The sequence below is a fragment of the Stenotrophomonas sp. STEN038 genome, from assembly GCF_056759895.1.
The window spans coordinates 1-26,312 of record NZ_JBRRDW010000047.1 but is presented as its reverse complement, the minus strand read 5'-3'; the positions used below and the strand labels follow the sequence as shown (position 1 = coordinate 26,312).

Below are 26,312 nucleotides of genomic sequence, written 5' to 3'. Positions count from 1 at the left end.
CGCGTTGACACGCTGCCGCTTGTCTGCCCCTAACGAATTGCTTACAAATCGGCTACGCCCGTCATGGTGGCGGGCACGTAGTCCGGCAATCACCAGGAGCATTCCGATGACGTTGTTACCGCTACGCCCGCGCCGCCTCAGCTGCGCTGTCCGCCTGTCACTGTTGTGTCTGCTGCCCAGCGCGGCCTTCGCGCAACAGGCACCAGACAGCACGCCCAAGACCCTGGACAGCATTCAAGTCACGGGTACCCGCATCAAGAAAGCCGAACTGGAAACCCAGGTTCCGGTCCAGGTGCTCACCCGCGAAGCCATCGAACGTACCGGTTACAGCTCGATTGCCGACGTGGTACAGCACCTCACCGCCAGCGGCGCTTCGCTGAGCACCAAGCTCAACTCCAGTGGCAACTTCGGCTTTCCACCCGATGGCGGCGGCGTCGGCGCCGGTGCAGCGACCGTGGACCTGCGTCATCTCGGGCCCAAGCGCGTGCTGGTGCTGGTGGACGGCATCCGCTGGGTCAATGAATCTTCCGGCTCGGGCGTTGGTTCGTCGGTGGACTTGAACACCATTCCGCTGGCGATCGTGGACCGCATCGAGGTGCTGGAAGACGGGGCGTCCTCGATCTATGGCTCCGATGCAATCGCCGGTGTGGTCAACATCATCACCAAGAAGGGTGCCGAGGGCGGCCATGTCGACGTGCAGTACGGCGACTACAACCTCAAGGGCGGCGGCACCAGCAGCATCGACCTGAGTTTTGGTGGCAGCAGCGATCGCGCGCAGTGGATTGTCGGCGCGTCGTGGTTCAAGCAGAAAGAGATCAGCTCGTCCGAATACCTGTGGGCGCGCGAGCCGGTGCCCGGCACCGGCCTGTCCAACGGCAGCTCGGCCACCCCCGGCGGCCGCACGGTGTTTGCGCCGCCGGATGGCAACAACACCTACGGCGGGCTGTGCCCGCTTGGCCAGGATGCTGCCGGCAATCCCATTCCCGGTTCGGCGACGTGCAACATCACCCTGCCCAACGGCGCCAGCTTTGCCGGTGGGACCGCATTTCCCGGCGACTTCATCCGCTTCGGTACTGCCAACCGCTTCAACTTCGCGCCCTATAACCTGCTGCTGACCCCGAACGAGCGTAAGTCGGTGTTCGGCCAGGTGCGCTTCGAGTTCACCCCGAATGTCAGCGGTTGGTTCCGCGGCCTGTACAGCGAGCGTGAGTCGGCCAACCAGGCCGCGCCGGAACCGATCTTCCTCGGCACCGATGCCGGTGTGTACAACGACTGGGCCGAAACCAAGCTGGTGATCTCGGCCAACAATCCGTACAACCCGTTCGGCTTCGACCTGACCACGATGGGCGCCAATCCCAACCTGTTCCTGTTGGGCCGACGACCGGTCGAAGGTGGTCCGCGCCGCTACGAGCAGGACGTGAAGACCTGGTACGCCGCCGGCGGGCTGGATGGTGTGTTCGAGGTCAACCAGCGCACCTGGAACTGGGACGTCAACGTGATGTCCAGTGAAAGCAAGGCTACCCAGACCAATACCGGCAGCTACAACATCAAGCACATCAACCAGGCGCTGGGTGACCCGGCCGCCTGCGCAGCGATCGCCGGTTGCGTGCCACTGAACCTGTTTGGCGGCCCTGGCACCATCACCCCGCAAATGCTGGCGTGGATCTCGCCGATCGTGCGGGACCGCAGCAAGAACACCTTGTCGCTGGGCTCGGCCAACATCACCGGCGAGTTGTTCGATATCTGGGCCGGACCGGTGTCCTTCGCCGCCGGTGCCGAATGGCGTCGCTACAAGGGCGAGTACCACCCCGACCCGATCACCATCGCCGGTGAGTACAACGGCGTGCCGTCGGGCGTGACCATCGGCAGCTACTCGGTGAAGGAAGCCTACGTCGAGTTCGACGTGCCGCTGGCGCGCGAAGGTTTCTGGGGCAAGAGCCTGGACCTGAGCATTGCCGGCCGCTACTCGGACTACTCCACCTTCGGCGGCACCAACACCGGCAAGATCGGACTGCGCTGGCAACCGGCCGATGAACTGCTGCTGCGCATGTCGTTCGCACAGGGCTTCCGAGCGCCATCAATCGGCGAGCTGTACGGCACGCTGAGCCGCTTCGACGCCACCATCGTCGATCCCTGCAACAACGCCGCATCGACCACGCCCAAGTGCGTTGCCGATGGCGTACCACCGGGCTATGAACAGGCCAATCCGCAGATCTCGGTGGTGACCTCCGGCAACCGCGACCTGCAGCCGGAAGAGAGCCGCTCGTTCATGGCCGGCGCGGTCTGGAGCCCGGGCTGGGCCGAGGACAGCAGCTGGGCGAGCAAGCTGGACCTGGGCGTGACCTTCTACCGCCACACCATCGACAAGGCGATCCAGGCACCGGATGCGCAGGCCATCATGGACCGCTGCATCGATACCCGCGATGCCGTCGCCTGTGCCAGCTATACCCGCAACGACCGCGGCCAGATCGTGCGCTTCGAGGATATCCTCGCCAACCTCGGCACCATCAATACCAGTGGCTGGGATTTCAATGCGCATTGGCTGCTGCCGGAGACCGGCTGGGGCCAGCTCGGCTTTGACTGGAAGGCGACCTGGGTGACGCGCTACGAGTTGGTCAACGAATCCGGCCAACCTGAGCCGAAGGGCCCAGGCATTGAAGTCAATGACAGCTCGATCCCGGAGTGGAGTTCGACCTTGGCCACCAACTGGGACTTCCGCAACTGGAACGTGAACTGGACGATGCGTTACATCGACCGCTTGCGCGAAAGCTGTGCCGGTGCCAATGGCTTTGCGATCTGCACCGACAGCGCTGCCGATCAGCACTGGCTGGGCGCGACCACCTATCACGACGCGCAGGTCAGCTGGCGTACCGATGCGTGGATGAAGGGCGTAAAGGTGAGCGTTGGTGTCAACAACGTGTTCGACAAGAACCCGCCGATCTGCCTGAGCTGCACGCTCAATGGCTATGACCCGGGAACCTACGACCTGCCCGGCCGCTATACCTACGCCAAGCTCAGCATGGATTTCTGAGTCGGAAAACGACCAAGGGAGCCGTAAGGCTCCCTTGGTCCAATGCCGTTGTTGTAGGAGCGGCGTAAGCCGCGAAGCCGGTGGGCGCAAGTGCCCAGTCCACTGGAATTCCTGCTGACCCAACGCCGGGCTTGTCTCGATTGCAGATTGATCGACGGCGGCAGGCGGTCCTGTTTCGCGGCTTACGCCGCTCCTACAAGAGCTGGATTGCTCAGCGCAGGAATGCGCCAGCGAGCGCCATCAGCAGCAGCACCAGTACCGGCAGCATCGACAGGCCGAAACCGAGGCCGCGGCTGGATGGGTTGCCGACGTAGGCGCGCCAGTAGATGAAGCGGCCAATCAGATATACCGCGCCGATACCTGCCACCCATTCGGCTGGCCAGAAGCGTGCAGCGATCAGCATGGACGGCAGCAGCGCGACCATCAGCTCCAAGGTGTTCATCTGCACGCGGTAGGCGCGCTCGAAGCCTTCGTGGCCGGCAACCGCGGGTGCTTTGACGCCGTAGCGGCCACGCGCCCGGCCGACCAGCACAATGAAGAACAGGTATTGCAGTACCACCAGGGCGGTGATGATTTCCACGTAATGCATGCTGATCTCCGTTGCGCGTGTTTTTGGATATGCAGAGGGTAACAAGCGCAGCGATGGCTTTGCCCTGCTTCCTTCTTTAGTGCGAGGTTGGCTCTGCTCCCTCCCTTTGGCCGAAGGCCAAGGGGAGGGTTGGGGAGGGGTGCTTTGGCTTTGGCTCGATGCGACAGCCAAAGCAACGCCAAAAGCTCCCCCCATCCGCCCTCCGGGCACCTTCCCCCGCAAGCGGGAGAAGGGAAAGCCGGGTCTCCCCCTGGCTATCAGGCCGGAATGTTCTTCTTCGTCGAAGCCTTCTTCGCTGCCTTCTTCACCGCAGGCTTAGCTTCCGCTTCCGCCGCAGCTTCAACAACCGGCGCTGCAAGCTCGGCATCAGCAGTCGCGCTGGACGCAACCGATGTCTCGGCAACAACCGGAGCATCCACCACCTCTTCCGCATTGGCCTGCGCCATCGCCCCACGCGCGCGCGCCGGCAGCTTCAGGCGATTGCCTTCGTCGTCGTACTCGATCAGCAGCACGCCCGAATCGTGGCGGCCACTGATCTCGACGAAGCAGGCACCGCCGATGAACGGCTCCAGCGTCATCACCGACTTCAGCGGTGTTGCCACCACCATCTGGAAGCCGAAGTTCTCGAAGATGTTCATCGCCAGCGCGGTGAATTCGTTGTCGGCCTTGTCGAAGGCTTCGTCCAATACCACCGCGGCATAGCGCGGCAGTTCGCCGTCTTCGCCACCCAGCTGGTAGCGCAATGCGGCAGCCAAACACGTGGTGGCCAACTTCTGGCGCTGACCACCGGACTTGCCGGCGCCGCTGCGGTAGATTTCCACCTGCTCGCGGGTATCAGCATCCAGCTCGACGCCGATGAACTCCACGTGCAGGCGCACGTCGAGCACCTGCTCGCGCCAGCGACGCAGCTCCGGTTCCTGCGCGCCGAGACGACGCACCAGCTCACGCAGCACGTTGAACTGCGACTCGGCCAGCGAGCGGTCTTCGGTCTGCTGATGCGTCAACACCGCACGCAGCTGCAACTGGAAATCCTGCACCTCCGGCAGACGCCGGTCGTGCACGTCGATGGCCAACACGGTGCCGCGGTTGAACGCGACCTGTTCCAGCGAGGCGTTGACCTCGTCCATGCGCTGCTTGATCGCCTTGTGCGCTTCGGCGGTATGCCGCTGCAGGGCCAGCAGGTTGTTCTTGCTCTGGGTCTGCAGCAACTCGAAGAAGCGGCCTTCATGGCGCGGCAGACCGTCACTCTCAAGGCGGGTCAAACGCGCAAGGAAATCGTCGGCACTGGTCAGCGACACGGTGAAGTCGCCGGAGTCTTCCGGCCACTGCTGGGTGTATTTGCGGAAGCAATCGAGCAGATGCTGGGTCAACTTGGCATCGCGGCCCTGACTGCTGCCGAGCTCTTCGGCCAGCCCACGTTCGACCACGCGGAAGTGGCTTTCCAGGCTTTCCAGGTTCAAGCCCGGCAGGATGTTCAATCGCTCTTCCAGACCTTCGCGCTGCAGCTCGGTCAGCGGTGCGCTGGCGACGCGCGCCTGGCCGTTGTCACGCAGCTGCTCCAGGCGGGCACGCTCGCGCGAGAACTGACCACGCTCAAGCCGCACGTCTTCATAGGTGCGCTTGCCCTGATCGCGCAGGCCGCGGGTCAATTCGATCTGCTGGCCGATGCGCGCCAAGGCGGTGTCGCCTTCGCGCAGGTCGACCAGCTGCTCGTCGATATCGCTCAGGCGCTGCAGACGCGGGCCGACATCGATCTCGTCCCAGTCGCGCTCGATCAACGAGTGCGCAGCCAGCTGCTTTTCCTGCCCGCTTTCGCGCTGCTTGCGCAGCATTGCCACGTCGGCCTCGCTGCGGGCGATACGCTGCGCAAGCTCCTGTCCTTCGCGTTCAAACACGCGACGCTTGTCGCGGTTGTCGTGCCCCAGCATCCAGCGCTTGCGATCGTTGACCGCGTGGCGGTCATCCTTTTCGTAGCGGTCGCCGGGGTGCTTGATCTGGCCTTCGCGGGTGATCGCACGGTCTTCGTTGCGCAGCTGGCCGGCGTTTTCCACGCAGGTGTAATCAAAGCGGCGCTGCAGTTCGTTATAGACCCAGTCGCCGTACGGATGATCGCGCAGCTGCAGCTTGTGGATCAGCGAACGCTTTTCCGGCTCGCGTGCATGCAGCAGCTCGTTGTCGCGGATGCGGAAGTACACCAGCTTGGTGCCGAGGTGGGTACGGTTGGCCCACTCGGCGACCTGCTGGTGATTCTTCTCGTCGACCAGCAGCGATTGCGCGAAACCATGCAGCACGCGCTCGATCGCACCGCGCCAGCCAATCTGGTCTTCGCGCACCTGGATCAACTCACCGACGAACGGCAGCGCGGACTCGGACAGGCCGGTGTCATCGCACAGTCGTGCACGCAGCTGCTGCAGCGGTGCCGGGATCGAGCTCGGCGTAGCCTTCAGCGACTCCAGCTCCACCCGCAATGCGGCGAAACGCTTTTCGTCATCGCGGCGCTCGGCCATGCGCTCGGCAATGGCATCGTCCACGGTACCGGCACCGGACTTGGTGCCGTCGATCAGGGCACGCGCCTGCTCAACCTGTTCGGAGAAGCCGCTGGCGGTTTCGGCCAAGGCCATGCCGAGCTGGCGGCAGGCGCCTTCCAACTGCTTGCGACGACGGCTGCGCTCTTCGACTTCGCGCTCGACGCGGGTGCGCTCGCGTTCGAGCTCATCGACACGCTCGCCGCCCTGCTCGCGCTGCTGGCGTTCCAGTTCGACCAGCTTCTGTTCGTGGTTGTCCAGCGATTGCCGGCGCTGCCCTTCCTCGCCCATCAGGCCGCGGTCGAGCATCTCCACTTCTTTCAGGCGCTCGTTGACCAGCTCCAGGCGCTTTTCCTCGCGGAAGCCGTCGATGCCGATCTGCAGGTCACGCAGCGTTGCCACGCCTTTGCGCAGCGTCATCAGGTCCTGGTGGAAATCACGCGCCGGGGTCAGGGTTTCAACCTGACGGCGCGCGGTAACCACGGCGTGGTGGGCGCCGTCGAGTTCGGCGAAATCATCGACCAGGCGGTCGGCAGCTTCGAAGGTACGCGGCTCTTCCAGCATGAAGCCACGCAGGAAGCCATTGAGGTCGCCAAGGTTCTTGGCCGACTGGGTCTTGTGCAGCAGACGCAGCGCCATGTCGTTGCCGATGCCCAGCAGGTGACGGAAGCGCTCGGCATAACCGGTGAAGCTGTCGAAGTGGCCGACGTCTTCGCCAAGGCGGCCGCGCAACTTGCGCAGGTCCAGGTCGAAGCCTTCCATCTCGGTGGCCAGGTCGAAGCGACGCGGGATCACCATGTAGTGCTTGCGCACATCATTGGCCGAGGTGCCGGCACCGGCAATCCAGAACAGACGCACGATCGACACCGCGTCGCCGCGGGCATTGAGGTATTCCAGCGCCAAAGCGCTCCAGGTGGCGCCCTTGCGCAGGTACTGGGTGGCGATTTCGCCGGACTCGCTGTCCTGCTGGTCGGCCCAGGCACCACGCACATACGACACCAGCGAGCGATCACGGCCGGAGCGTTCGGCTTCGCGCGCGGCGGCGTTGAAGTCGACGATGCTCGGCGGCGTCAGCAGTGCGCTCATGCCATCGAGCAGGGTGGACTTGCCCGAGCCGGAACGGCCGACGAACAGGAAGCCACGCTCGGCGATCGGCACTTCGGTCAGGCCGGAGAACGTACCCCAGTTAAGCACCTGCAACCGGCGCATGCGGAACTGGTTCGCGCGTGCATCGCTGGCCGGGTCGTTGAACAACGCGGCATTGGGAAGCAGGGTGTGGGAAGTGGTTTCCATACGGCTCATCCTTCAGCCGCCACGCAAGGCGCGGCGGTGGTCATTCTGGTCAGCGTGGCGTGGGCGCCAGGCATCATTCGGCGGCAGTGCCGCTGGTGTTTTCTTCGTCGTCGGCAACCGCGTCAGCGACGGCATCGCCGTCGCGCAACTGGCGGTAGGCCTCGACCAGCACCTGCACGTCCTCGGCCGAGAACAGCAGCTTCAGCGCCGGTGATACTTCGTAGCGGTCCTCGCTGCCGCGCAGCTTGGACAGCAGCTGGTTCTCGCGCATCTTGGCGATGGCCGCGGCGACCCGCTTGCCGTAACCGGCCTGGTCGGTGGAGACGTTCTTCTGGTAGATGCTCATCGCTTCCACCAGCTGGAACTCGGCCACCACCGCGCGTTCGCCGCGGGTATCGGCCTCGGCCAGCTGCTGGCGCAGGAACAACAACAGCACCGACTCGATGAAGGTCAGTGGCGCGGCGCGCAGCAGGTTGGGCGAGTCCAGTTCGGCGGTATCGAACTGGCGGGTGAAAGCCACGCCGCCGTCACGGTCCAGCACCAGTTCCAGGAACAGTTCGCACAGCAGGCTGCGGACTTCGTCTTCGTTGCGCAGCAGTGCCGCCCATTGCGCCGGCTGGCGCTGGGCGTCGACGCTGGGGCCAGCCAGCAGCAGACACAGCGCGCGGCGTGCATCGACCGGCAAGCGACCGCTGTCGCCGACGAACAAGGCGCCGCCGCTCAAAGTGATGGGTGCCGGCGCGACGGGCGCGCTGGTGGCTTCGCTATCGGTTTCGGTCTCAGACCAGTTCATCGCGTCTTTCCTTGAGGAACCAGATCAGCGGCACGCGGGCGCGTCGCACCACGCCGTCACCGCCAGTCCATTCCACGGTTTCAAGTTGGTCGGTCATCACCTTGCCATGGCGGGTGCCGATGGAGAGATAGCCGATCACGCTGCCAAGGCCCTGCCGCGCCGGCCGCTCGCGCAATACCTGCGAGATGCTCAGGCGCGGGCGTGAACCCAGCAGCATGAAGAGATTGTCTTTCAAGGTGCGCACGTCGATTTCCGACTGCGCGACCAGATCGCCAACGCTGTCGAGGGTGATCTCGGCGGCTTCGGCGTAATAGATGGAAGTATCGACCTGGTGCGTGCGCGGGTCGTGCAGGCGCCACTGGCCGATCGAGCGCACGCGCGCCGAGGACAGCGGCAGCACGAAGCCGGTGGGCGCGGTGGGACGCACTTCGTCACGAAGTTGCAGGGCCTGCCCCTGCGCTTGCTTGAGCAACTGGTTGAGGCGGCGCTGTTCCAGATAACCGCGGCTCTGCACGAAACCACGCAGGCTGCGGGCGAAATGCTGCATCACCTCGTGGACCTGGCCGCCGCGTTCCAGCAAGGTGCTGGTGAAGTTGCGCAGGAAGTTGCGCTCGTTGCGGTCCAGCTTGCGGGTGAAGCCACGGTTGAGCACGGTGTCCAGCGCAGCATCGAGTTCGCCGCTGCGGCGCGGATCATTGAGCAGGTCCCAGAACGCCTGGAAGCTGCGCCCGGCATCGGATTCGCCGATCACATCGACGCCGTTGAACAGGCGATCAAGCACGTCGCCGCGCGCGCCTTCGTCGTCGATGATGCGTTCGCGGAAGCGACGGTTGAGCTGTTCGAAGTCATCGCGCACGCGGCGGAAGTCTTCGGCCAGATCATCGGCCAGACGAATCACGTCGCGGGTGCGTTCCAGCGCGCGCTTGCCATCCAGCGCGCTGACCTTGCCGGTGGACACCTGCGCGATCTCGGCATCGATCCGGTCGCGCTCGGCCTTCAATGCGGCCAAGCGTGCTTCCGGATCGGCCTCGGTCTGCTGGGCCAGCTGCGAGATCTGCTGCATCACCATGGCCAAGCGGCTTTCTGTGGCCAGGCTGGCGTTGTGCTCGATGCCGGCGATGAAGCGGATCGCCTGCACGGCGTGCCGCGACAGCTCGTATTCCTCTTCGCTCGCGCCTTCAGGCAGGCGCCGTACCAGCCAGCCCTGGGCCAGCCAGTAAGCGATGTAAGCCGGCGCGGTACGCGGCAGCTCGACCTCGAGCTCCTCGCCATTGAGCGTGTCCAGCTGCTGCTGCAGGCGCTCGGCGAGGATGGAGCCGGGGATGCGGCGGTCCGCTTCCAGCAGCAGGCCCTGCAACAGGCCCACCAGCACCGGCGCACGGTCGGAGGCCAGCAGTTTCCATAGCGGCTGCTCGCGCAGACGCTGGTAGCCGGCGATACGTTGGCGGTACTTCATCGAGCGCGTGCGATCCCTGGGCTCAGCGTCGGGCGTGGCCGACTTCGATGAAACGCAGGAACTCGGCGCGGGTGCGCGCGTCGTCATGGAAGGTGCCGCGCATGCGCGAGGTGACCATGCTGACACCACGCTTGTGGATGCCGCGGGTGGTCATGCATTCGTGTGCGCCTTCCACCACGATGCCCACGCCCATCGGCTGCAGCACGTCCTGGATGACGTCGGCGATCTGCGCGGTCATCTTTTCCTGCACCTGGAAGCGCCGCGCATAGGCCTCGACCACGCGCGCCAGCTTGGAGATGCCGACCACGCGGCCATTGGGGATGTAGCCGACGTGCACCCGGCCGATGATCGGCGCCATGTGGTGTTCGCAGTGGCTTTCGTACTCGATGTCACGCAGCACGATCATTTCGTCGTAACCGGCCACTTCCTCGAAGGTACGGGCCAGGTATTCGCGTGGGTCGTCGTTATAGCCCTTGAACCAATCGCCATAGGCCTCGGCTACCCGGCGCGGGGTGTCGAGCAGGCCTTCGCGGGAGGGATCTTCACCGGCCCAGCGCAGCAGGGTGCGCACGGCGTCTTCAGCCTGGGCTTGGGTGACGGACGGGTTCTTCGGATCGGCCATTACAGAACTGCGCTTGGATTACGGGGTAGACATGCTACCAGCCGGGGCTGTGGAGGAGCATTTACGGCGCCTTGACTGGCGCCGGCGAGCCGGCTCCGCTAGATCTATTTCATTGTTTTACATGGAATTTTTGAAAGCCGGCCGATCCGCCGGCTCAATCTGCCTGCCCTGCGGCCTGCCTGGCCGTGGCGGCATCGCGCTCCAGCGCCTGCAACAGGCTGGGCGCACGCGCGGTGCCGATATCGGCGATGCGCCAGCTGCCGCCCTGACGCTGCAGGGTCAATTGCAGCTGCAAGGGGTGCTGTGGGTCATCGAGCTGAGCGCTGGCACGCAGCTGGCCGTCTGCCAGCGGCTGGATATCGAAGCTGAGCTGGCGCAGGTCCTGCGCGGTGTCCTGGCAGTCACAGAGCGGATCGCCGTCCAGATAGCCGACTTCGCCGGCGTACGCGTCGCTATTGGCCTGCATCGCGGCGATCAGGGCGGGCGTGTAGACATCTTCGTCGGGCAGGATGGCGTCCAGCCCGGCATCCGGGTGGTAGCCGGTGTAGATGTGGCTGAGGAAGCTGCGGGCGGAGCTGATGTCCTGTGCGCTGGTGCTGGTCGTTGCTTGGCTTGGCTCGGGCGTGACGGTGGCCGGTGCGTCCTTGTTGCAGGCGGTCAGGGCCAGGAGCAGCAGCGTCGTGGTTGCCAAGGTTTTCATATGCGTCCTTGCGGTGTTCTGTGGCCAGGTTTCTGGTGCCGAAAACGACAGCGCATCAATCATCCAGAGTATCTGGCTTCTTCAGCGCCTTTTTCTCATCAGCAACCAGGCGACGTTCCACTTTCTTAACGTCTTCAGCGGGAGGAATATCCTCCGGGGCGATTCCGCGAGCCAGCAGTGTCTGGCGTACCGCTTTGTTGTTGGTGACATGCTCGGTCGATATCTCGAGCTCGCTGACCATCTGCTTGCCTTTCGCGTTGTGGATGGTGATCTCGGTGGCGAAGTCCTTCGCCTTCAGCAACAACGTGGGAGCGAAGTCAGCAAGCGGCCTGTTCGCCGGAACACTCCAGCGAACCTTCATTTCCTGCGTGTTCCTGCCAAACAAGGCTGTGTCGCCCTTGCTGCGGATCAACGCGAAATCCTGATTGCCGCCAGTCTGTTGAAAGATCACGCTGGAGAGTTCTTTTTCCGTCTCACTCAACTTGCGCCGGGCTTCAACACGCTCATTTTCCAGCAGACGCTGCTCGATGAGCTCCGCACGGCGGGTCTGCATTGCGAAGTAAGTCTGGGCAAAGGCAATCTGTTGCTTTCGCGGATCCCCATTCTGGGCAATCAGGTAGCAGGCGTAGCGGGTCAACATCATGTCCTCGACATCCCGCTGGCTCCCAGAGCCCAGATCAACCATTTTGTTGACGTCAACAAAATGGTATTCGATGGCATGTCCGGAGACCTCGCATGCCGTTTTCGCCTTGGATATGACCGTGCTCGAAAAATTGCGCCATTCGGCGTAACCCAACAGATGCTGCAGGTCTCTGGCCAACCAGAATTCCACACCACCGTCGGTCCGTTCCGCATGTGCTTCAAAGTCACGCGTGAGCGCCTGCACAAAATCCGTTTTCACTACCTGCCTCCTTTCCATCCGGAATCCACACTGGGGATCATAACGACCCCCTCAACCGCTGCGCCAAGCCGGACCAACGGCTGGCGTGGCGGGCCAGCGACGCTTCGATGACCTCGGCACTGCCGGCCAGATGCAGACCGTTCCTGGCGCGGGTGATGCCTGTATAGAGCAGCTCGCGGCTGAGCACGCGGTTGTCGCGGCGCGGCAGCTGCAGCCAGACCTGGTCGAACTCCGAGCCCTGCGCCTTGTGCACGGTCATCGCAAAGGCGCTTTCGTGCAGCGGCAGCGCCGCCGGGTGGAAGGCACGCGGGTTGGCGGGGTCGTCGCCGGGGAACCAGGCGCTGAGGTTGCGGCCATCGCCATCACGCAGGCAGATGCCGACGTCGCCGTTGAACAGGCGATGGCGGTAGCTGTTCTCGCCAATGATCAGCAGGCGGCCATGGAACCAGCCCGGGCCCAGCGCGCGGCCACGGGTGCCGGCCAGCAGGTCTTCGATGCGGGCGTTGAGTCCGCGTGCGCCCTGCGGGCCTTCGCGCACGGCAGTGAGCAGGCGCATGCGGCCCGCGAGCGCCAGAGCATCGGCGGGCGTGGCCGCGTCGGCCAGTGCCTGCCAGTACTGCTGCAAAGGCTCGCGCCAGACTTGCAACGGATCGATATCGCCTTCGTGGAAGTGCACGCCGGTCAATTGGGCGTCGCGCAGCAGCTGCAAGGTCTGCACCGCATCGCCGTCACGCATGGCGCTGGCCAGCGGTGCGAGCTGCAGGGCTTCGCTCTGGCGGTAGCCGCGCTGCAGCTGCACACGGGCGCCGGCGAAGTCGGCAGGTTTGGCTTCGATCGCATCGGTCGGCAGTTCGCCCAGCAACGGGCGCAGCGCGTCGGCGTCCGTTGCGGTCGTGCGCTGGCCATCGCCGGCGGCACGTAGGATGGCACTGAGCACGTCGCCCGCTTCCACCGACGGCAGCTGGTCGGGATCGCCGAGCAGCACCAGGCGGGTGCCGGCGGCGATGGCTTCGACCAGCTTGGTCATCAGTGGCAGGTCGATCATCGAGGCTTCGTCGACCACGATGACGTCATAGGGCAACGGGTTGTCGGCGTGGTGGCGGAAGCGCGGGGAGTCCGGGATCACGCCGAGCAGGCGGTGCAAGGTGGTGCCGGTGCTCGGCAGTTGCTCGCACAAAGCGCTGTCGATGCCTTCCGCCGAAAGCTTCTGCAGGGCATGGCGCAGGCTTTCGGCCATGCGCTCGGCGGCACGGCCGGTCGGCGCTGCCAGGGCAACACGCGGTGCTGGTTCGTTTGTGGCCTGTGCCTGTGCGGCCAGCAGCACCAGCAGACGGGTGATGGTGGTGGTCTTGCCGGTGCCGGGGCCGCCGGTGACCAGCAGCAGGTTGTGGCGCAGGGCGGTGGCTGCCGCTCTTGCTTGGTGGTCTAAAAGCTTCCCCTCATCCTCCCTTCGGGTACCTTCTCCCGCAGGCGGGAGAAGGAAGAGATCCGGCTGCGCTGAGGTCTGTGGTTCTTGCGGCGCTGCCTGCCCCGGAAACAACCGAGCAAACACCCCCGCCAACCCAGCCACATCACCACCAGCAACCGGTGCCTGCCCGATCCGCTGCAGACCCGCCGCCAGGCGGCGCTCGTACTCGCGATACCGACGCAGATACAGCAGCCCGTTCTCCCACACCAGCGGTGCCTGCTGCGACTCCGCACCGTTATCCACAGCTGTGGATATCCACTTCGACGCCTCCAGCTGCGCAATCCACTCCTCGGCAGCCGGCCATTCCACACCGGCATCCACCAAGCGTTGCGGCTGGGTCGGATCAAAGCCGGCATGCCCCTGTGATACCGCCAGTGAGGCCAAGGCCGCAGCAGCCAACACCGCATCCGGCGTCTCTGCATCCAAGCGCCGCAGGCTTTGCGCCAAGGCATGATCCAGCGCACGCAGCGTGCCGGTTTTGTTCAAAGCGGCCAGCAGGCTCATGCCTCGCCTCCCAGTCGTGCCAACAAGGCCGCATGGCCATCGCGGCCACCGGCAAACAGTTCGTCCACCGCGAGCACCAGCTCTGGCACAAAGTTATGCGCGTACAGACCCGGCGACTGCGGGCGCGTTGCATCCAGCCCGCGGCAGAACAGGTAGCGGATGCCACCGAAGTCACGCGCATAGTCGTAGCCGGCACCGAGGCGGAAACGCAACCAGCGGTGCAGGGCCACGGTATAGATCAGCGCCTGCAGGTCGTATTCGCTGTGGCGCATGGCTGCGTCCAGCTGCGCCGGGGCGTAATCCGGCAAGCGGTTGGATTTGTAATCGAGCACATACCAACGCCCGTCGCGGACGTAGGTAAGGTCGATCTTGCCGGTCATCAGCCCTTCCAGCTGACGGCGCAGGCCAAAGCCGTTACGGCCGCGCACAACCCCATGTGCATGCAGCACGCGCAGCAGGGCCGGCACGGTGGTCGGCTGCATGGCGAAATGGAACTCGATTTCGGCGCGGCGCTCGCCTTCGTCCAGCGAATGCAGGGCACCACCTTCGGGCAAGGTAACGGTCAGGGTCTGGCCAATCAGTTCGGTCAGCAGCGCTACGCCGTCTTCGATCTCTTCGTCGATATAGCCGTCTGCGCGCATGGCCTTGGCGATGATCTCGCCCTGCCCTTCGGGTGCCTGTTCGGTGGGTTCCCAATCCCGCCAGATGCCGAAATCGACGTTCTCCAATGCGGCATGCAGCACGTTGCCGAAACGGCTGCCGGCAAAACGCGGATCGAACACTTCCGTTTGTGCGGCGGCTTCATTGGCCGGCTCGGCATCGACGTCGACCTGCGCCGGCTCATCGGCGGCGCCGCCGCTGTCTTCGGTTGCGGCGGCGGCAGTGTCATGGCCGCCCTCGGCATGGGCGAGCTGGGTGAAGCTGTAGACCCACCAGTCGTGCGGCACGCTGCGGCGCACCTCGCGTACCGGCGGCAGAACCTGCTCGCGTTCGGGCGGCAGGCGCGTTGGCGCCGGGCCGCTGTCGTCTTCGATCACCTGGATGTCGGCGTGCTCGGGCAGACCCTGCAGCATCGGCCCGAGCCGTGAGGTGGCCAGGCCAGTCAAGGCGCCGCCACTTATCCACAAGGCGTGCTCGGCGCGGGTCAGGCCGACGTAGAGCAGACGCGCGGTTTCGGCCTCCTCATCGGCATTGACCTGCTGGCCGACGGCCTTCCAATCCGGGTCTTCCTTGTCGATCTTCCAGTGCAACACGCGCTGTTCGCCGTCATGCACGGTGCGATGGTTGCTGCTGTCCGGCGCATTGGTGGCGATGCCGACAAAGGGCAGGTAGACCAGCGGGTACTCCAGGCCCTTGCTCTTGTGCAGGGTGATGATCTGCACACGGCGGGCGTCCGATTCCAGCCGCAGCAACTGCGCTTCGTCGCCTTCATCGGCGTGCGCGATCTGTGCCTGCAGCCAATCGAGCAGGCCGTGCAGGCCGATGCTGCGGTTGCTGGCTTCCTGCAGGGCTTCGGCCAGCTGCAGGTAGTTGGTGAGGCGGCGCTCACCGTCGATCAACAGCAACAAGCGCTCGGCCTGTTCGGCACACAGGTCCGATAGCAGGGCGAGCACGCCGCCACGCTGCCAGCGCTCCCGCCATTGCAGCAGGCGTTCCTGATGCAGCCGCTGTTGTTCGCCTTCATGTTCCATCGCGGCGATGGCGGCTGCGCTTTCGCCCAGCAGCACGGTGGCAAGCGCGGCACGCAGGCGGCCTTCGTCGGCCGGTTGCAGCAGGGCCAGCAACAGCAGGCGCAGTTCGTGCGCCTCGGCGCTGGCGAACAGGCTCTGCTTGCCAGCAGCGACCGCTGGGATGCCGAGCGCGGCCAAGGCCTGCTGCACGCGCGAAGCTTCCTTGTGCGAGCGCACCAGCACGGCAATATCACCCGGCTGCACCGGCTTGCCATCGACCAGCGCGCGCTCTTCGCGGGCAGCACTGAGCACCCTGTGGATATCTGCCACGCAGGCCGCAGTGGCGGCATCGCGCGAGGCATCGGCCTTCAATGGCTTACCGTCAGCATCGCCTGCAATCAACTGCAGGGTGAGGGCAGGTGCCGGCTTGCCTTCGAACAGGTAGTCGGCGTCGCTGCGCTTGCTGCCCGGCAAGACCGGCTCGAACTGGATGCGCTCGTCGAGGAAGGCTTCGGGGCCGGCGTTGTCGTACAAGGCCTGGATCGCACGCAACACGCCTGGACGCGAGCGGAAGTTGCGGTCCAGCGCGGGTGCGGCTTCGGCCAATGCTTTGGCCTGCAGATAGGTATGCACGTCGCCGCCACGGAAGCCGTAGATGGCCTGTTTGGGGTCGCCGATCAGGAACAGCGCGGCGTCAGCGCCATCATCGGCCGCGAATACGCGGCGGAAGATGTCCCACTGGCGCGGGTCGGTGTCCTGAAATTCGTCGACCAGGGCAAAACGATATTGCGCGCGCAGGCGTTCGGCCAGATGCGCGCCATGCGGGCCGTGCAAGGCATTGGCGACGTTGTCGATCAGATCGTCGTAGGTCTGCTGGCGGCGCAGCTGCTTGAGCTGGGCCAAGCGCTGGCGAACCTCGCCGCGTAGCTGGTGCAACAACACGATGGACTGCTGTCGCTGCCACTGCGTTACCTGCGCCAGGGTCTGCAGGTAGTCGGCGATCAGCGGCTGCAGCGGCGATTGCGGGGTGCTGCCGGCCTTGGCCTTGTTGGTCTTGGCAGTGAGCACGTCCAGCGTCAACCGCTCCAGACGTTCGTCCAGTTCGGCGGTCGGATCAGGGTGACGGCTCCATTGCAGCAATTGCTGGAACAGCGGCTCGATCCAATCGGGCTTGTAGCTGGCCTTGTTGAGGATGCCGCCTTCCAGCGCACCACGCAGTTGTTGCAGATAGGTGTCGCCATGCTCGGCGATGCCGGCAGCAAGGCGCTGCGCAGCGCCGTCGCGGAACGGGCGGGGGTCTTCGATCAGGGTCTGCGGCGGCTGTGGATAAAGTGGCAGCTCGGCCGCCAATGCGGGCAGATCCCGGGCCAGTGCATCCGGACTTTTCCACAGGCCGAGCAGCGCCTCCAGATGCTCGCCCTGCCCTGCATGCAGGCGCCACAGGTCCGCCGCCAGCTCGGCATGCAGTTCGCGGGTATTGGCCAACAACTCGGGCGCGGCAAAGGTGTGGCCGCTCTCCAAAGCGTATTCGCCCAACACGCGGGTACAGAAACCGTGGATGGTGAAGATCGAGGCCAGGTCGGTTTCTTCAGCGGCAATGCGCAGGCGCCGGCCCAGCTGCGCGGCGCTTTCCGCACCCTGCTGCAGGTGGCGCTGCAGGATGGCGCGGGTCAGCGTGGTTTCGGGGCTGTCGTTGTCGTCCGGCGTGCTGTCGACCACGCGCGCAGCCAGCTCCAGGCGTTCGCGGATGCGCTTGCGCAGTTCCTGGGTTGCGGCGTCGGTGAAGGTGACCGCGAGGATCTGGCCCATGCGCAGGCCCTGCTCCACCACCAGTCGGGTGAACAGCGTGGCCAGGGTGAAGGTCTTGCCGGTGCCGGCGCTGGCCTCGATCAGGCGCAGACCATCCAGCGGCAAGTGCAGATACGGGTCCTGCTGCAGCGCTTCGGTGCTCATGCGCCGGCTCCGTTCATGGCATCGTTTTCAGCGTCGAAATCGGGCAAAACGCGGCCCTCGCGTAGCGCGGTAAATATCAACAAGGCGTTGTGGATAAATCTGTGAGTAGTGCTTGGCGATGCGAACGGATCGGTGCCACGCAAGGCCAATTGCAGGGCTTCGCCGTTGCGCTCGCCCCAGCTGTGTTCACTGCCGTACCAGCGCGCCTGTGCGGCGTTTTCGCGTTTGTCATCGTCGGCGTTGTAGATCTCCAAGCCGGTGTAGGGAGCGAACAGCAGCGGCGCCTGCATTCCTTCAGAACGTAGACGCAGCAAGGCTTTCAGGGCTTCCTGTGCAGCCTCTGCAGAGAGCTCTGGAAGCCGATGCGGGCCATAGCCAGCCTGCCCGTTGTCATGGAACTGCAGCATCGATGACGGCACACCGGCAGCGTTCACCAGCAGCCAATCCAGGCCGCCGCGCAGCACATAGGCCACCCCTGGCGACCCCGCCTGCAGGCGGACCAGGCCCTGTGGATGAATCTGCTCGACACGCCCGTGCAGGCGCACACCATCGAGCTGAACTTCGTAGCGCTGCGAGTCCAGCGGCTGGTCGTCGTACCACTGCGAAAACGTTTCCGCGCAGGGCCGGATGCGGCTGAGCATGCGTTCGAACTGCTGCCGCCCAAGAGCACCGGAAGGCAACAACGCACGGGCGCGCAGGCGCTGGTACAAGCCGGCTTCGCGGCCTTCCAGCAGGGCACTGAGTACGTGTTGCTGCAAGGACGAGTGCAGGCGGCCGCCACTGGGTACCAGCAGCGGCTCGATGTCTTCGCTGTCATCGATTTCACCGGCCAGGCGTAGCCCCAGCCGCTGATTCAGGAACTGCGCGGCCGGGTCACTGATGAAACGCCGCAGGGCATCCAGCGACAGGCTGTCGTCGTTGAGCGCGGTGGGCAGCGGTGCATTCAGCGGGCCATCGAACCATGGCGCCAGCCGTTGTCGGCTGCCGCCGACCGCGCTGGCGGCCGGATGCCATTGACGCCGGTAACTGAAACGACGCGGCTCGCCATCGCCGCCAAATGCCGCCGGGGCGAACGGCTGCAGCGGATGCCGCACCACCAGTTGCTTGCGCGCGGCAGCGCTATCCAAGTGATACGCCGACGCCGCATTGACCAGTTCGCTGACCAGCACCGAGGGTTCGCGCACGCTGCCGTCACGGGCATCGGCACCGAGATAGCTCAGGTAGAACACGTCCTGGGCCGAAGCAAACAGCTGCAGGAACAGGAAGCGGTCGTCCTCGCGCAGTGAGCGGTCGCCGTAGCGGCGACGCTCGGTGTCGAGCTCGGCGGTAAGCCGGCTCAGGCCAGCTGCCGGATCGCGGCGCGGGAAATCACCGTCGTTCAAGCCCAGCACGCAGATCACCCGGAACGGCAGCAAGCGCATCGGCACCATGCGGCCGAAGCTGATGCCGCCGGTCAGCAGCGGCGCGCGGGTATCCGCTTCGGACAGCACCGAGGCGAAATGCGCGCGGACTACTTCGGCCGGCACCGGCGCGTCGAAACCGGCGCTGTCGGCTTCTTCGGCGAATTCGTTGACCAGCTTGCGCAGGCGGTCCAGTGCGCGCACAGCGGAAGGCTCGGTCGGCGTTTCCGGCAGCAGCGCCAGCAGCAGGCCGAGCAGGCGCTCACGCCATTGGTTGGGAGTCAGTGCTTCGGCCAGGGTCTTCTGGTGGCGAGCGAGAACACGCAGCAGGCGGATCAGCGCATCGAGTGCAGCCAGACCGCCGCCTTCCAGCTCCGGCCACGGCGCGACGCCTGCGATGTCCTCATCACTGCCGCTGGCGTGGCCGAGCAGCAGCCGGTCCAACGCGAACTGCCAGGTGTAGGCATCGTCGGCCGGCGCCTGATGCTGCTTGCGATGGCCAGCATCGAGGCCCCAACGCGCGCCGGCGGCCTGCAGCCAGCCGTGCAGGCGTTCGAACGCAGCCGCGTCCAGACCGGAGGCGGACGCCAGCGGCGCGCTGGACAGCAGGTCGAGGATTTCATTGAGGCCGAAGCGCGATACCGGCAGGCCCAGCAGCTGCACGAATACCTCGGCCAGCGGCTCGCCCTGCAGCGGACTGGCATCGGCCAGCGCCCACGGAATATGCGCATCGTTGCCGCCACGGCCGCCGAACACCGATTCCAGGTAGGGCACGTAGGGATCGATATCCGGCGCCAGCACTGCGATTTCGCGCGGCTGCAGCGGCGGGTCGAAGCGCGGGTCTTCCAGCAGCGCGCGCAGCTGGTCGTGCAACACCTGCATCTCGCGCAGACGGGTGTGGCAGGCGTGGATCTGGATGCTGGGGTCGTCCACCCGCAGCGCGGCGCGCAATGGCGGTGAGGGCAGCGCGCGGCGGTGGAACAGGTCGGCCTGCAGGCGATGCAGCAGGCTGTCGCCAAGCCCGCCGTCATCCATACCGGGCACGGCAATGCTTTCCGGATCGACATAGGCAGCGATTTCGCCGCTGGGGTGCACCACTTCGTAGTCGCCCAGCACCGCCATGAAGTCACGGCCGGCTTCGCCCCAGGCCTGCAGCAGCGGGTTCTCGCCGGCCTCGATACCGAACGGCTCGGCGAGGCCGCTGCGCAGCTTTTCCTTCAGCGTCTGCAGGTCACCCCAATAGGAACGCGTTGGCGTCGGCATATAGAAGTGCAGCGTGCCAACCCGCGCTTGGGTGGCGATCACCCGCAGCACGTCCGGCGAGACGTTGAGCGTGGCGAAAGCGAACAGCCGCTGCGGCAGCCCTTGCGGCAAGGGCTGGTGCTCGCCTTCAAAGCGGGCCAGGTAATCGTTGATTCGCCGTGCGCGGTAGTTCTGGCCACCAGCGATATGCCGCCAGAGGATGGCCTGTGGGTCGTCCGGCTCGGCACCGTCCTCCCAGCGCAGCAGCCAGTCGCGCCGCCAGGCCTGGTACTTCTCGAACACCCCGCCCAGCTCGGCCGCCAGCGCCCACGGGCGCAGCGGATCATTGCGGTCCAGGTAGGTACGCAACCCGGCCATCGCCGGTTTCTGCATCAAACTGCTGTCGGTCAACGCCCCATACAAACGCCAGTGCAGGCCGGTAGCGCCAAGGTCATCGCGCTCGCCCGGCACATTGGCCTTCAGCGCCTTGGCGACGAACTCGCCGGGGGTCAGGAATTCCAGATTGGCGGAGACACCGTACTCGGCGGCCAGCGTCGACTGCAGCCAACGGCGCATCGCCACCTGCGGGATCAGGACGGTATCGGCGGCCAGCAAAGGCTGGCCGGGCGCCGGCTCGCGCAGCGCGTGGGCCAACAGCTGGGCCAACACATCCAGGGCATTGGAGTGGTACAGGCGGAAATCGGGGGCATTGCTCATCACGCCATCTTGCCGCAGCAGCATCGCAGGGGGCGAGACATGAATGCATTGCGCACAGTCCAGACCTGCTGACTCTCCCATCCCCTGCACACTGTGTTGCTGACAAAGCCCCAAGCTGTGCATGGCGCTGTGCGCTGACAATGAGACAATACTGCACGGTCCAGTACGCTTATGTTCAGGCGCTGCTGGCAATCCTAGAACGTTGGTTTTCCGTTAAAGGCCGTCATGCCCTCAGCCCGGACTCCCTTGGTGCAGTTGTCCAACGTGCGAATCGATCGCGGCGGACGCACCATTCTGCGCGACGTTTCGCTGCAGGTACCGCGCGGCAGCATCACCGCTGTGCTCGGCCCTTCGGGCAGCGGCAAGTCAACCATGTTGGCGGCGCTGACCGGTGAGTTGCGGCCTGTATCCGGCACGGTGCAGCTGTTTGGTCGGGATATCCCGCACGGCAACCGCGATCTGCTGGAGATGCGCAAGAACGTCGGCGTGCTGCTGCAAGGCAATGGCCTGCTGACCGACCTGAGCGTGGCCGACAACGTGGCGCTGCCGCTGCGTGCGCATACAAAATTGCCGGAGCCGGTGCTGCATCGACTGGTGCAGATGAAGCTGCATGCGGTTGGCCTGCTGGCCGCTGCCGATGCCTGGCCGCGCGAATTGTCCGGCGGCATGGCGCGGCGCGTTGCCTTGGCGCGCGCACTGGCGTTGGACCCGCCGTTGATGATCTACGACGAGCCGCTGACCGGGCTGGACCCGATCGCCTCGGGCGTGATCATGAGCCTGATCCAGCGTTTGAACGACAGCCTTGGCCTGACCAGCATCATCGTCAGCCACCATGTCCACGAGACCCTGCCGATCAGTGATCAGGCCGTGGTGATCGCCAATGGCGGCATCGTGTTCTCCGGCACGCCGGACGAACTGCAGGCCAGCACCGACCCGCTGGTGCGGCAGTTCCTGCATGGGCAGCCAGACGGCCCTATTCCGTTCGATGCACCGACGCGCAATTACGGGTTGGAGAACGCGTGATGACAACCGTGCACGCGATGTTTGATACCTGCTCCCTCTCCCGCACAGCGGGAGAGGGCTGGGGTGAGGGCGCTTTAAAAGCGCGTAGAGCAAAAGCTGCCCTCATCCGCCCTTCGGGCACCTTCTCCCGCTTGCGGGAGAAGGGAGAACAGCCCTGCAGCCGTCGCGCTCTGGGAGCCGTTTCCTGATGCCCTTCACCTCCTCCATCCGCTCGCTGGGCCGCGCCGGGCTGTTCTCGTTGACCGTGCTGCGTGGCTCGGTGCCGACGCGTGATTTCCTGGCCGAGCTGACCCGTGAGATCTACAAGATCGGCGCGCGTTCGCTGCCGATCATCGCCGTAGGCGGCGCCTTCGTCGGCCTGGTGCTTACCCTGCAGGGCTATCGCACGCTGACCACGTTCGGTGCTTCCGATGCGCTGTCCACCCTGCTCGGCCTGTCGCTGTACCGCGAGCTGGCACCGGTGCTGACTGCGCTGCTGTTCATCGGCCGCGCCGGCAGCTCGATCGCCGCCGAGCTCGGCCTGATGCGGGCCACCGACCAGATCAAGGCGCTGGAGCTGATGGCCATCGATCCGATCGCCAAGGCCGTGGCGCCGCGCTTCTGGGCTGCGGTGCTGACCGTGCCGCTGCTGACCGGCATCTTCTGCTCACTGGCCATCGCCGGTGGCTACTTCGAAGCGGTGCACGTATTGGGACAGGACAACGGCACGTTCTGGTCGGGGCTGCGTGGCAGCGTCGATTTCTGGGACGACTTCGCCGTAGCCCTGCTCAAGTCGGCGATCTTCGGCGGTACCGCGGCACTGGTGGCGGCCTACGTCGGCTTCCACGCCGAGCCGACCATCGAAGGCACCTCGGTGGCCACCACCCGCGCGGTGGTGAACGCCTCGTTGCTGGTGCTGATGTTCAACTTCGTGCTGTCCGCGCTGCTGTTCCAGTGATGCGAGCCCCTCGCAGAAGCCCGCACCTCCGTGTGCGGGGATCAAACAAACAACCGAACAACCCGCTTCGCTCTGCGAAGCACCAGATGGATCAGGAGTGAGACACAACATGGCCATCCGTGGACCCAGACTCGAATTTTCCGTCGGCGCCTTCCTGCTGCTGGCCCTGGCCTCGCTGCTGGTGTTGGCCGTCGCCTCCACCAACCAGCGCTTCGGCACCGGCGGTGGCGGCTATGAACTGAAGGCCCGTTTCAGCCAGATCGGACAGCTGCGCAAGCAGGCGCCAGTGAAGGTTGGTGGTGTGACCATCGGCCAAGTAGCTGACATTCAGCTGGACCCGATTAAATACGATTCCATCGTGACCCTGTCGCTGGACAGCAAGTTCAAGGACCTGCCGGCTGACACCTCGGCCGGCATCTTCACCAGCGGTCTGTTGGGCGAAAGCTATATCGGCCTGCAGCCCGGTGGTGACCCGGACGTATTGAAGTCCGGTGATGAAATCGTCTTCACCCAGCCGGCGGTGGACCTGCTGCAGCTGGTTGGCAAATACATGTTCAGCGGCGGCGGCAATACCGGCGCGGCTGCAAACGACCCCCCCGGCGCAGACGCGCCCGCTACGGAACCGCAACCATGAAAGTGAAACTGCTTACCGTCGTGCTCGCCTCTGCCCTGTTGGCCGCCGCACCGTCGGTCACGCTGGCACAAGCGCGCCCGGCCGCCACCGCCGCGCAGCCCTCGGCCGCCGCCCGTACCGTGCTGGATTCCAGCACCCGCATCATCAATTCGCTGCAGACCCGCCGCGCGGAGTTCCGCGCCAACCCGGCAACGCTGCGCAGCTACATCGATGGCGAGCTGAGCCGCGCCTTCGACCGCGACTACGCGGCCCGCCTGGTGCTGGGCGTGCATGGCCGTGGTGCTGCCGATGCCGACGTCAAGCTGTTCGCCGATGCCATGGCCGACAACCTGATGTCGCGTTATGGCTCGGCCCTGCTCGATATCCAGGGCCGGCCCAGCTTCCGCTACAAGAGCGAGCAACCACTGCCGGGCAACCGCGGCGTCAAGGTTTCCACCGAGCTGGTCCGCGCCGGCAGCGAGCCGACCCCGGTCGAATACCTGATGCGCAATGTCGACGGCCAGTGGAAGATCTTCGACGTGATGATCGAAGGCATCTCCTACGTGCAGACCTTCAAGAACCAGTTCGACGCGCCGCTGCGGCAGAAGTCGATCAAGCAGGTTGCCACCGAACTGCGCAGCGGCAGCATGCAGGCCAACGCAGGTCCGGCTCCCCGTGGCAAGTAACGCCACGTTCCGCTGCGACGGCGACACCCTGCTGCTGGCGGGCGTGATTGACCGCGCGGCGGCGGTTGCACTGTGGCCGCAGCTCACGCGGGCGCTGGCGCCTGTGCGTCAGCTCGACCTGGGTGCGGTTGAAAGCATCGACAGCGCTGGTCTGGCGTTGCTGGGTGAACTGGCCGCACGTCTGCGGGCCCACGGTGGCGGCAACGTCAACGGCAGCCCGGCTGGTCTGGACGAACTGCGTGCAGCCTACCGGCTGTCACCGTCCCTCGATTTCAACGCCTCCTCGGCAGGAAGCTGACATGAAACTTTTCCGCACCCTCCTCCTTCTGCTCAGCGTGGCGATGCTTGCCGCCTGTGCTGGCAAGCCCGCGCGCGATGCGCTGCCAGCGTCCACCGTGGTTGCACCGCAGGCCGCCGAGCAACCCGTCGACGACGACCTCGCCGTACCAGCGCAGGACGCTGCCGGCACCATCGCCGACGGCGCGCAGAACACCGCAACGGCCAGCGACGGCACCGCTCCCACCGGCGCCGAAGACGACTTCGCCGCACTGTATGGTGGGCCGGCACCGAGCACTGAAGGCGAGGCTGTTGTGGCTGCTGCCAGCATCACCTACGACCCGTGGGAGAAGTACAACCGTGGCGTGCACCGCTTCAACAATGCAGTCGACCGTGGCGTCGCGCGCCCGTTGGCGACCGCGTATACCAATGTCGTGCCGCAGTTCGCCCGCACTGGCGTCAGCAACTTCTTCAGCAACCTGCGTTCGCCGCTGACCATGGTCAACCAGCTGCTGCAGGGCCATGCCGATGATGCCTGGGATACGCTGGGCCGCTTCCTGATGAACTCCACCTTCGGTGTTGGCGGCCTGTTCGACCCGGCCAGCAAGGCGATGGTGCCCAAGCGCAGCGAAGACTTCGGTCAGACCTTGGGCGCATGGGGCTGGCGTCGTTCGCGCTATGTGGAACTGCCGTTCTTCGGGCCGCGTACCGTGCGTGATGTGTTTGGCCTGGCCGGTGACATTCCGCTGTCGCCGATGCGCCAGATCGAGATGGACAAGGTTCGCATCGGCCTGCAGGGCCTGCAGCTGGTCGACATGCGCGCACAGCTGATGGCAGTCGATTCGCTGCGTGACACCGCGGTGGACGAGTACGCATTGACCCGCGATGCCTGGCTGCAACGCCGCAACTACCAGATCGAAAAGGATCTGCGTCACGGCGGCAAGCGCGACGATGACGACCAGAGCCCGATTCCGGTCGACGCGATGCCGATGCCGAATTGGGGCGACTGATTCTGGATGCTGCTGGATAACAAAAAGCCCGGGGAAACCCGGGCTTTTTGTTTAGCTTTTTTGCAGGAGCGGCATAAGCCGCGAAGCTGATGGATCAGCCGGTTGCAGATTGATCCGGCGCGCCGGCAATGTCAGCTTCGCGGCTTACGCCGCTCCTACAACAACCGGGTGTTTACGCAGCCAACGCTGCGTCGATCGCCTTGCGCAGGGCAGCGTCATCGGCGTTGGTGTCCGGGGCAAAGCGGGCGACGACGGTGCCGTCCTTGCCGATCAGGAACTTCTCGAAGTTCCACAGCACGGCCGGGGCCGGGTTGGCCTCGATGCCGAAACCGACCAGCTTCTCGCGCATCGGGCCTTCGCCGATGGCGATCGGCTGCGCAGCGGTCAGCTGCTGGTACAGCGGGTGGATATCGGCACCGGCGACGCTGATCTTGGAGAACATCGGGAAGCTGATGTCATAGGTGAGCGCGCAGAACTGCTTGATCTCGTCTTCGCTGCCCGGCTCCTGGCCGTTGAAGTTGTTGGCCGGGAAGCCCAGAACTTCCAGGCCGGCGTCCTTCTTTTCGCGGTAGAGCTTTTCCAGACCTTCGTACTGCGGGGTGAGACCGCACTTGGAGGCGGTGTTGACCAGCAGCAACACCTTGCCGCGGTAGTCGGCCAACGAAGTCGGGGCACCGTCGATGGTGGTCAGCGCGGTGTCGTATACGGAAGCGGTCATGCGGTTGCCTGCTGTGTGGTTGGGGAGCACGCAAGCATAAACGGCGCAGGTGGCGCTGACACGACCGCAGTACTGCAACACTGTAGTGGGGGGGGGGGGGGGGGGGGGGGGGGGGGGGGGGGGCGGGGGGGCGCGCCGGGGGGGGCGGGGGGGGAGGGGGGGTGGGGGGTGGTGGGTGGGGGGGG

General features: G+C 65.2%; 17 protein-coding genes and 1 pseudogene. 7 read left to right on the top strand and 11 right to left on the bottom strand.

Features of this window, described 5'->3' with window-relative positions; genetic code table 11:
- Window positions 1-106 precede the first annotated feature (106 nt).
- Entirely contained in the window at window positions 107-3,031 is a 2,925-nt protein-coding gene (locus tag ACVOLS_RS16780) for a TonB-dependent receptor (RefSeq protein ID WP_481546569.1), read from the top strand.
- A gap of 211 nt (window positions 3,032-3,242) precedes the next feature.
- On the opposite strand, the gene ACVOLS_RS16775 is transcribed toward ACVOLS_RS16780, so the two are convergent.
- From ACVOLS_RS16775 to recC, 10 genes and pseudogenes are all read right to left on the bottom strand, one after another.
- Complete coding sequence (locus ACVOLS_RS16775) at window positions 3,243-3,620, bottom strand: MAPEG family protein (protein WP_481546568.1); 378 nt, start codon at window positions 3,618-3,620, stop codon at window positions 3,243-3,245.
- Window positions 3,621-3,880: 260 nt separating this feature from the next.
- Window positions 3,881-7,438 (bottom strand): annotated as a pseudogene (locus ACVOLS_RS16770) (ATP-binding protein); the annotation flags it as partial.
- 73 nt (window positions 7,439-7,511) lie between these two features.
- A complete protein-coding gene (locus tag ACVOLS_RS16765) occupies window positions 7,512-8,231 on the bottom strand; it encodes a DUF4194 domain-containing protein (RefSeq protein WP_481546567.1) in 720 nt (239 codons plus the stop codon).
- Window positions 8,218-9,687: a DUF3375 domain-containing protein gene (locus ACVOLS_RS16760; protein WP_481509075.1), complete on the bottom strand. Its 1,470-nt coding sequence runs from the start codon at window positions 9,685-9,687 to the stop codon at window positions 8,218-8,220. Before ACVOLS_RS16760 ends, ACVOLS_RS16765 begins: the two co-directional genes overlap by 14 nt.
- A 22-nt stretch (window positions 9,688-9,709) precedes the next feature.
- Window positions 9,710-10,309, bottom strand: a complete 600-nt coding sequence (gene folE / locus ACVOLS_RS16755; protein WP_303748099.1) for a GTP cyclohydrolase I FolE — start codon at window positions 10,307-10,309, stop codon at window positions 9,710-9,712.
- Window positions 10,310-10,463: 154 nt separating this feature from the next.
- Entirely contained in the window at window positions 10,464-11,009 is a 546-nt protein-coding gene (locus ACVOLS_RS16750; protein ID WP_481546566.1) for a DUF3828 domain-containing protein, read from the bottom strand.
- 55 nt (window positions 11,010-11,064) lie between these two features.
- A complete protein-coding gene (gene dinD, locus ACVOLS_RS16745) occupies window positions 11,065-11,910 on the bottom strand; it encodes a DNA damage-inducible protein D (protein ID WP_481546565.1) in 846 nt (281 codons plus the stop codon).
- Window positions 11,911-11,947: 37 nt separating this feature from the next.
- The gene (gene recD, locus ACVOLS_RS16740) at window positions 11,948-13,882 is read right to left on the bottom strand and encodes an exodeoxyribonuclease V subunit alpha (RefSeq protein WP_481546564.1); all 1,935 of its coding nucleotides are present in this window, start codon (window positions 13,880-13,882) and stop codon (window positions 11,948-11,950) included.
- Entirely contained in the window at window positions 13,879-17,505 is a 3,627-nt protein-coding gene (locus ACVOLS_RS16735; protein ID WP_481546563.1) for a UvrD-helicase domain-containing protein, read from the bottom strand. The genes recD and ACVOLS_RS16735 overlap by 4 nt, the downstream gene beginning before the upstream one ends.
- The gene (recC, locus tag ACVOLS_RS16730; protein ID WP_481546562.1) at window positions 17,502-20,864 is read right to left on the bottom strand and encodes an exodeoxyribonuclease V subunit gamma; all 3,363 of its coding nucleotides are present in this window, start codon (window positions 20,862-20,864) and stop codon (window positions 17,502-17,504) included. The genes ACVOLS_RS16735 and recC overlap by 4 nt, the downstream gene beginning before the upstream one ends.
- A gap of 225 nt (window positions 20,865-21,089) precedes the next feature.
- Between recC and ACVOLS_RS16725 the strand changes: the two genes are divergently transcribed.
- The 6 genes from ACVOLS_RS16725 (at window position 21,090) to ACVOLS_RS16700 (ending at window position 25,409) form a co-directional block, all read left to right on the top strand.
- Window positions 21,090-21,887: an ABC transporter ATP-binding protein gene (locus tag ACVOLS_RS16725; protein WP_481546561.1), complete on the top strand. Its 798-nt coding sequence runs from the start codon at window positions 21,090-21,092 to the stop codon at window positions 21,885-21,887.
- Between the two features lie 187 nt (window positions 21,888-22,074).
- Entirely contained in the window at window positions 22,075-22,824 is a 750-nt protein-coding gene (locus ACVOLS_RS16720) for an MlaE family lipid ABC transporter permease subunit (protein WP_481546560.1), read from the top strand.
- Between the two features lie 109 nt (window positions 22,825-22,933).
- Window positions 22,934-23,458 carry an outer membrane lipid asymmetry maintenance protein MlaD gene (gene mlaD, locus ACVOLS_RS16715; RefSeq protein ID WP_481546559.1) on the top strand — a complete coding sequence of 175 codons (525 nt, stop codon included), beginning with the start codon at window positions 22,934-22,936 and terminating at the stop codon, window positions 23,456-23,458.
- Entirely contained in the window at window positions 23,455-24,123 is a 669-nt protein-coding gene (locus ACVOLS_RS16710) for an MlaC/ttg2D family ABC transporter substrate-binding protein (RefSeq protein ID WP_303748110.1), read from the top strand. Before mlaD ends, ACVOLS_RS16710 begins: the two co-directional genes overlap by 4 nt.
- The gene (locus tag ACVOLS_RS16705; protein WP_481546558.1) at window positions 24,113-24,421 is read left to right on the top strand and encodes an STAS domain-containing protein; all 309 of its coding nucleotides are present in this window, start codon (window positions 24,113-24,115) and stop codon (window positions 24,419-24,421) included. The genes ACVOLS_RS16710 and ACVOLS_RS16705 overlap by 11 nt, the downstream gene beginning before the upstream one ends.
- A gap of 1 nt (window position 24,422) precedes the next feature.
- A complete protein-coding gene (locus ACVOLS_RS16700) occupies window positions 24,423-25,409 on the top strand; it encodes an MlaA family lipoprotein (protein ID WP_481546557.1) in 987 nt (328 codons plus the stop codon).
- 172 nt (window positions 25,410-25,581) lie between these two features.
- Here ACVOLS_RS16700 and ACVOLS_RS16695 read toward each other — a convergent pair whose 3' ends face one another.
- The gene (locus tag ACVOLS_RS16695; protein WP_481546556.1) at window positions 25,582-26,127 is read right to left on the bottom strand and encodes a glutathione peroxidase; all 546 of its coding nucleotides are present in this window, start codon (window positions 26,125-26,127) and stop codon (window positions 25,582-25,584) included.
- Window positions 26,128-26,312: the final 185 nt, after the last annotated feature.

Excerpts from the sequence above, each read along its gene's own strand:
- ACVOLS_RS16760 (WP_481509075.1), bottom strand. The coding sequence starts at position 9,687 with ATGAAGTACCGCCAACGTATCGCCGGCTACCAGCGTCTGCGCGAGCAG.
- mlaD (WP_481546559.1), top strand. The coding sequence starts at position 22,934 with ATGGCCATCCGTGGACCCAGACTCGAATTTTCCGTCGGCGCCTTCCTG.
- ACVOLS_RS16735 (WP_481546563.1), bottom strand. The coding sequence starts at position 17,505 with ATGAGCACCGAAGCGCTGCAGCAGGACCCGTATCTGCACTTGCCGCTG.
- ACVOLS_RS16750 (WP_481546566.1), bottom strand. The coding sequence starts at position 11,009 with ATGAAAACCTTGGCAACCACGACGCTGCTGCTCCTGGCCCTGACCGCC.
- ACVOLS_RS16700 (WP_481546557.1), top strand. The coding sequence starts at position 24,423 with ATGAAACTTTTCCGCACCCTCCTCCTTCTGCTCAGCGTGGCGATGCTT.
- ACVOLS_RS16765 (WP_481546567.1), bottom strand. The coding sequence starts at position 8,231 with ATGAACTGGTCTGAGACCGAAACCGATAGCGAAGCCACCAGCGCGCCC.
- ACVOLS_RS16720 (WP_481546560.1), top strand. The coding sequence starts at position 22,075 with ATGCCCTTCACCTCCTCCATCCGCTCGCTGGGCCGCGCCGGGCTGTTC.
- folE (WP_303748099.1), bottom strand. The coding sequence starts at position 10,309 with ATGGCCGATCCGAAGAACCCGTCCGTCACCCAAGCCCAGGCTGAAGAC.
- ACVOLS_RS16710 (WP_303748110.1), top strand. The coding sequence starts at position 23,455 with ATGAAAGTGAAACTGCTTACCGTCGTGCTCGCCTCTGCCCTGTTGGCC.
- recD (WP_481546564.1), bottom strand. The coding sequence starts at position 13,882 with ATGAGCCTGCTGGCCGCTTTGAACAAAACCGGCACGCTGCGTGCGCTG.
- ACVOLS_RS16725 (WP_481546561.1), top strand. The coding sequence starts at position 21,090 with ATGCCCTCAGCCCGGACTCCCTTGGTGCAGTTGTCCAACGTGCGAATC.
- ACVOLS_RS16695 (WP_481546556.1), bottom strand. The coding sequence starts at position 26,127 with ATGACCGCTTCCGTATACGACACCGCGCTGACCACCATCGACGGTGCC.
- ACVOLS_RS16775 (WP_481546568.1), bottom strand. The coding sequence starts at position 3,620 with ATGCATTACGTGGAAATCATCACCGCCCTGGTGGTACTGCAATACCTG.
- ACVOLS_RS16780 (WP_481546569.1), top strand. The coding sequence starts at position 107 with ATGACGTTGTTACCGCTACGCCCGCGCCGCCTCAGCTGCGCTGTCCGC.
- recC (WP_481546562.1), bottom strand. The coding sequence starts at position 20,864 with ATGAGCAATGCCCCCGATTTCCGCCTGTACCACTCCAATGCCCTGGAT.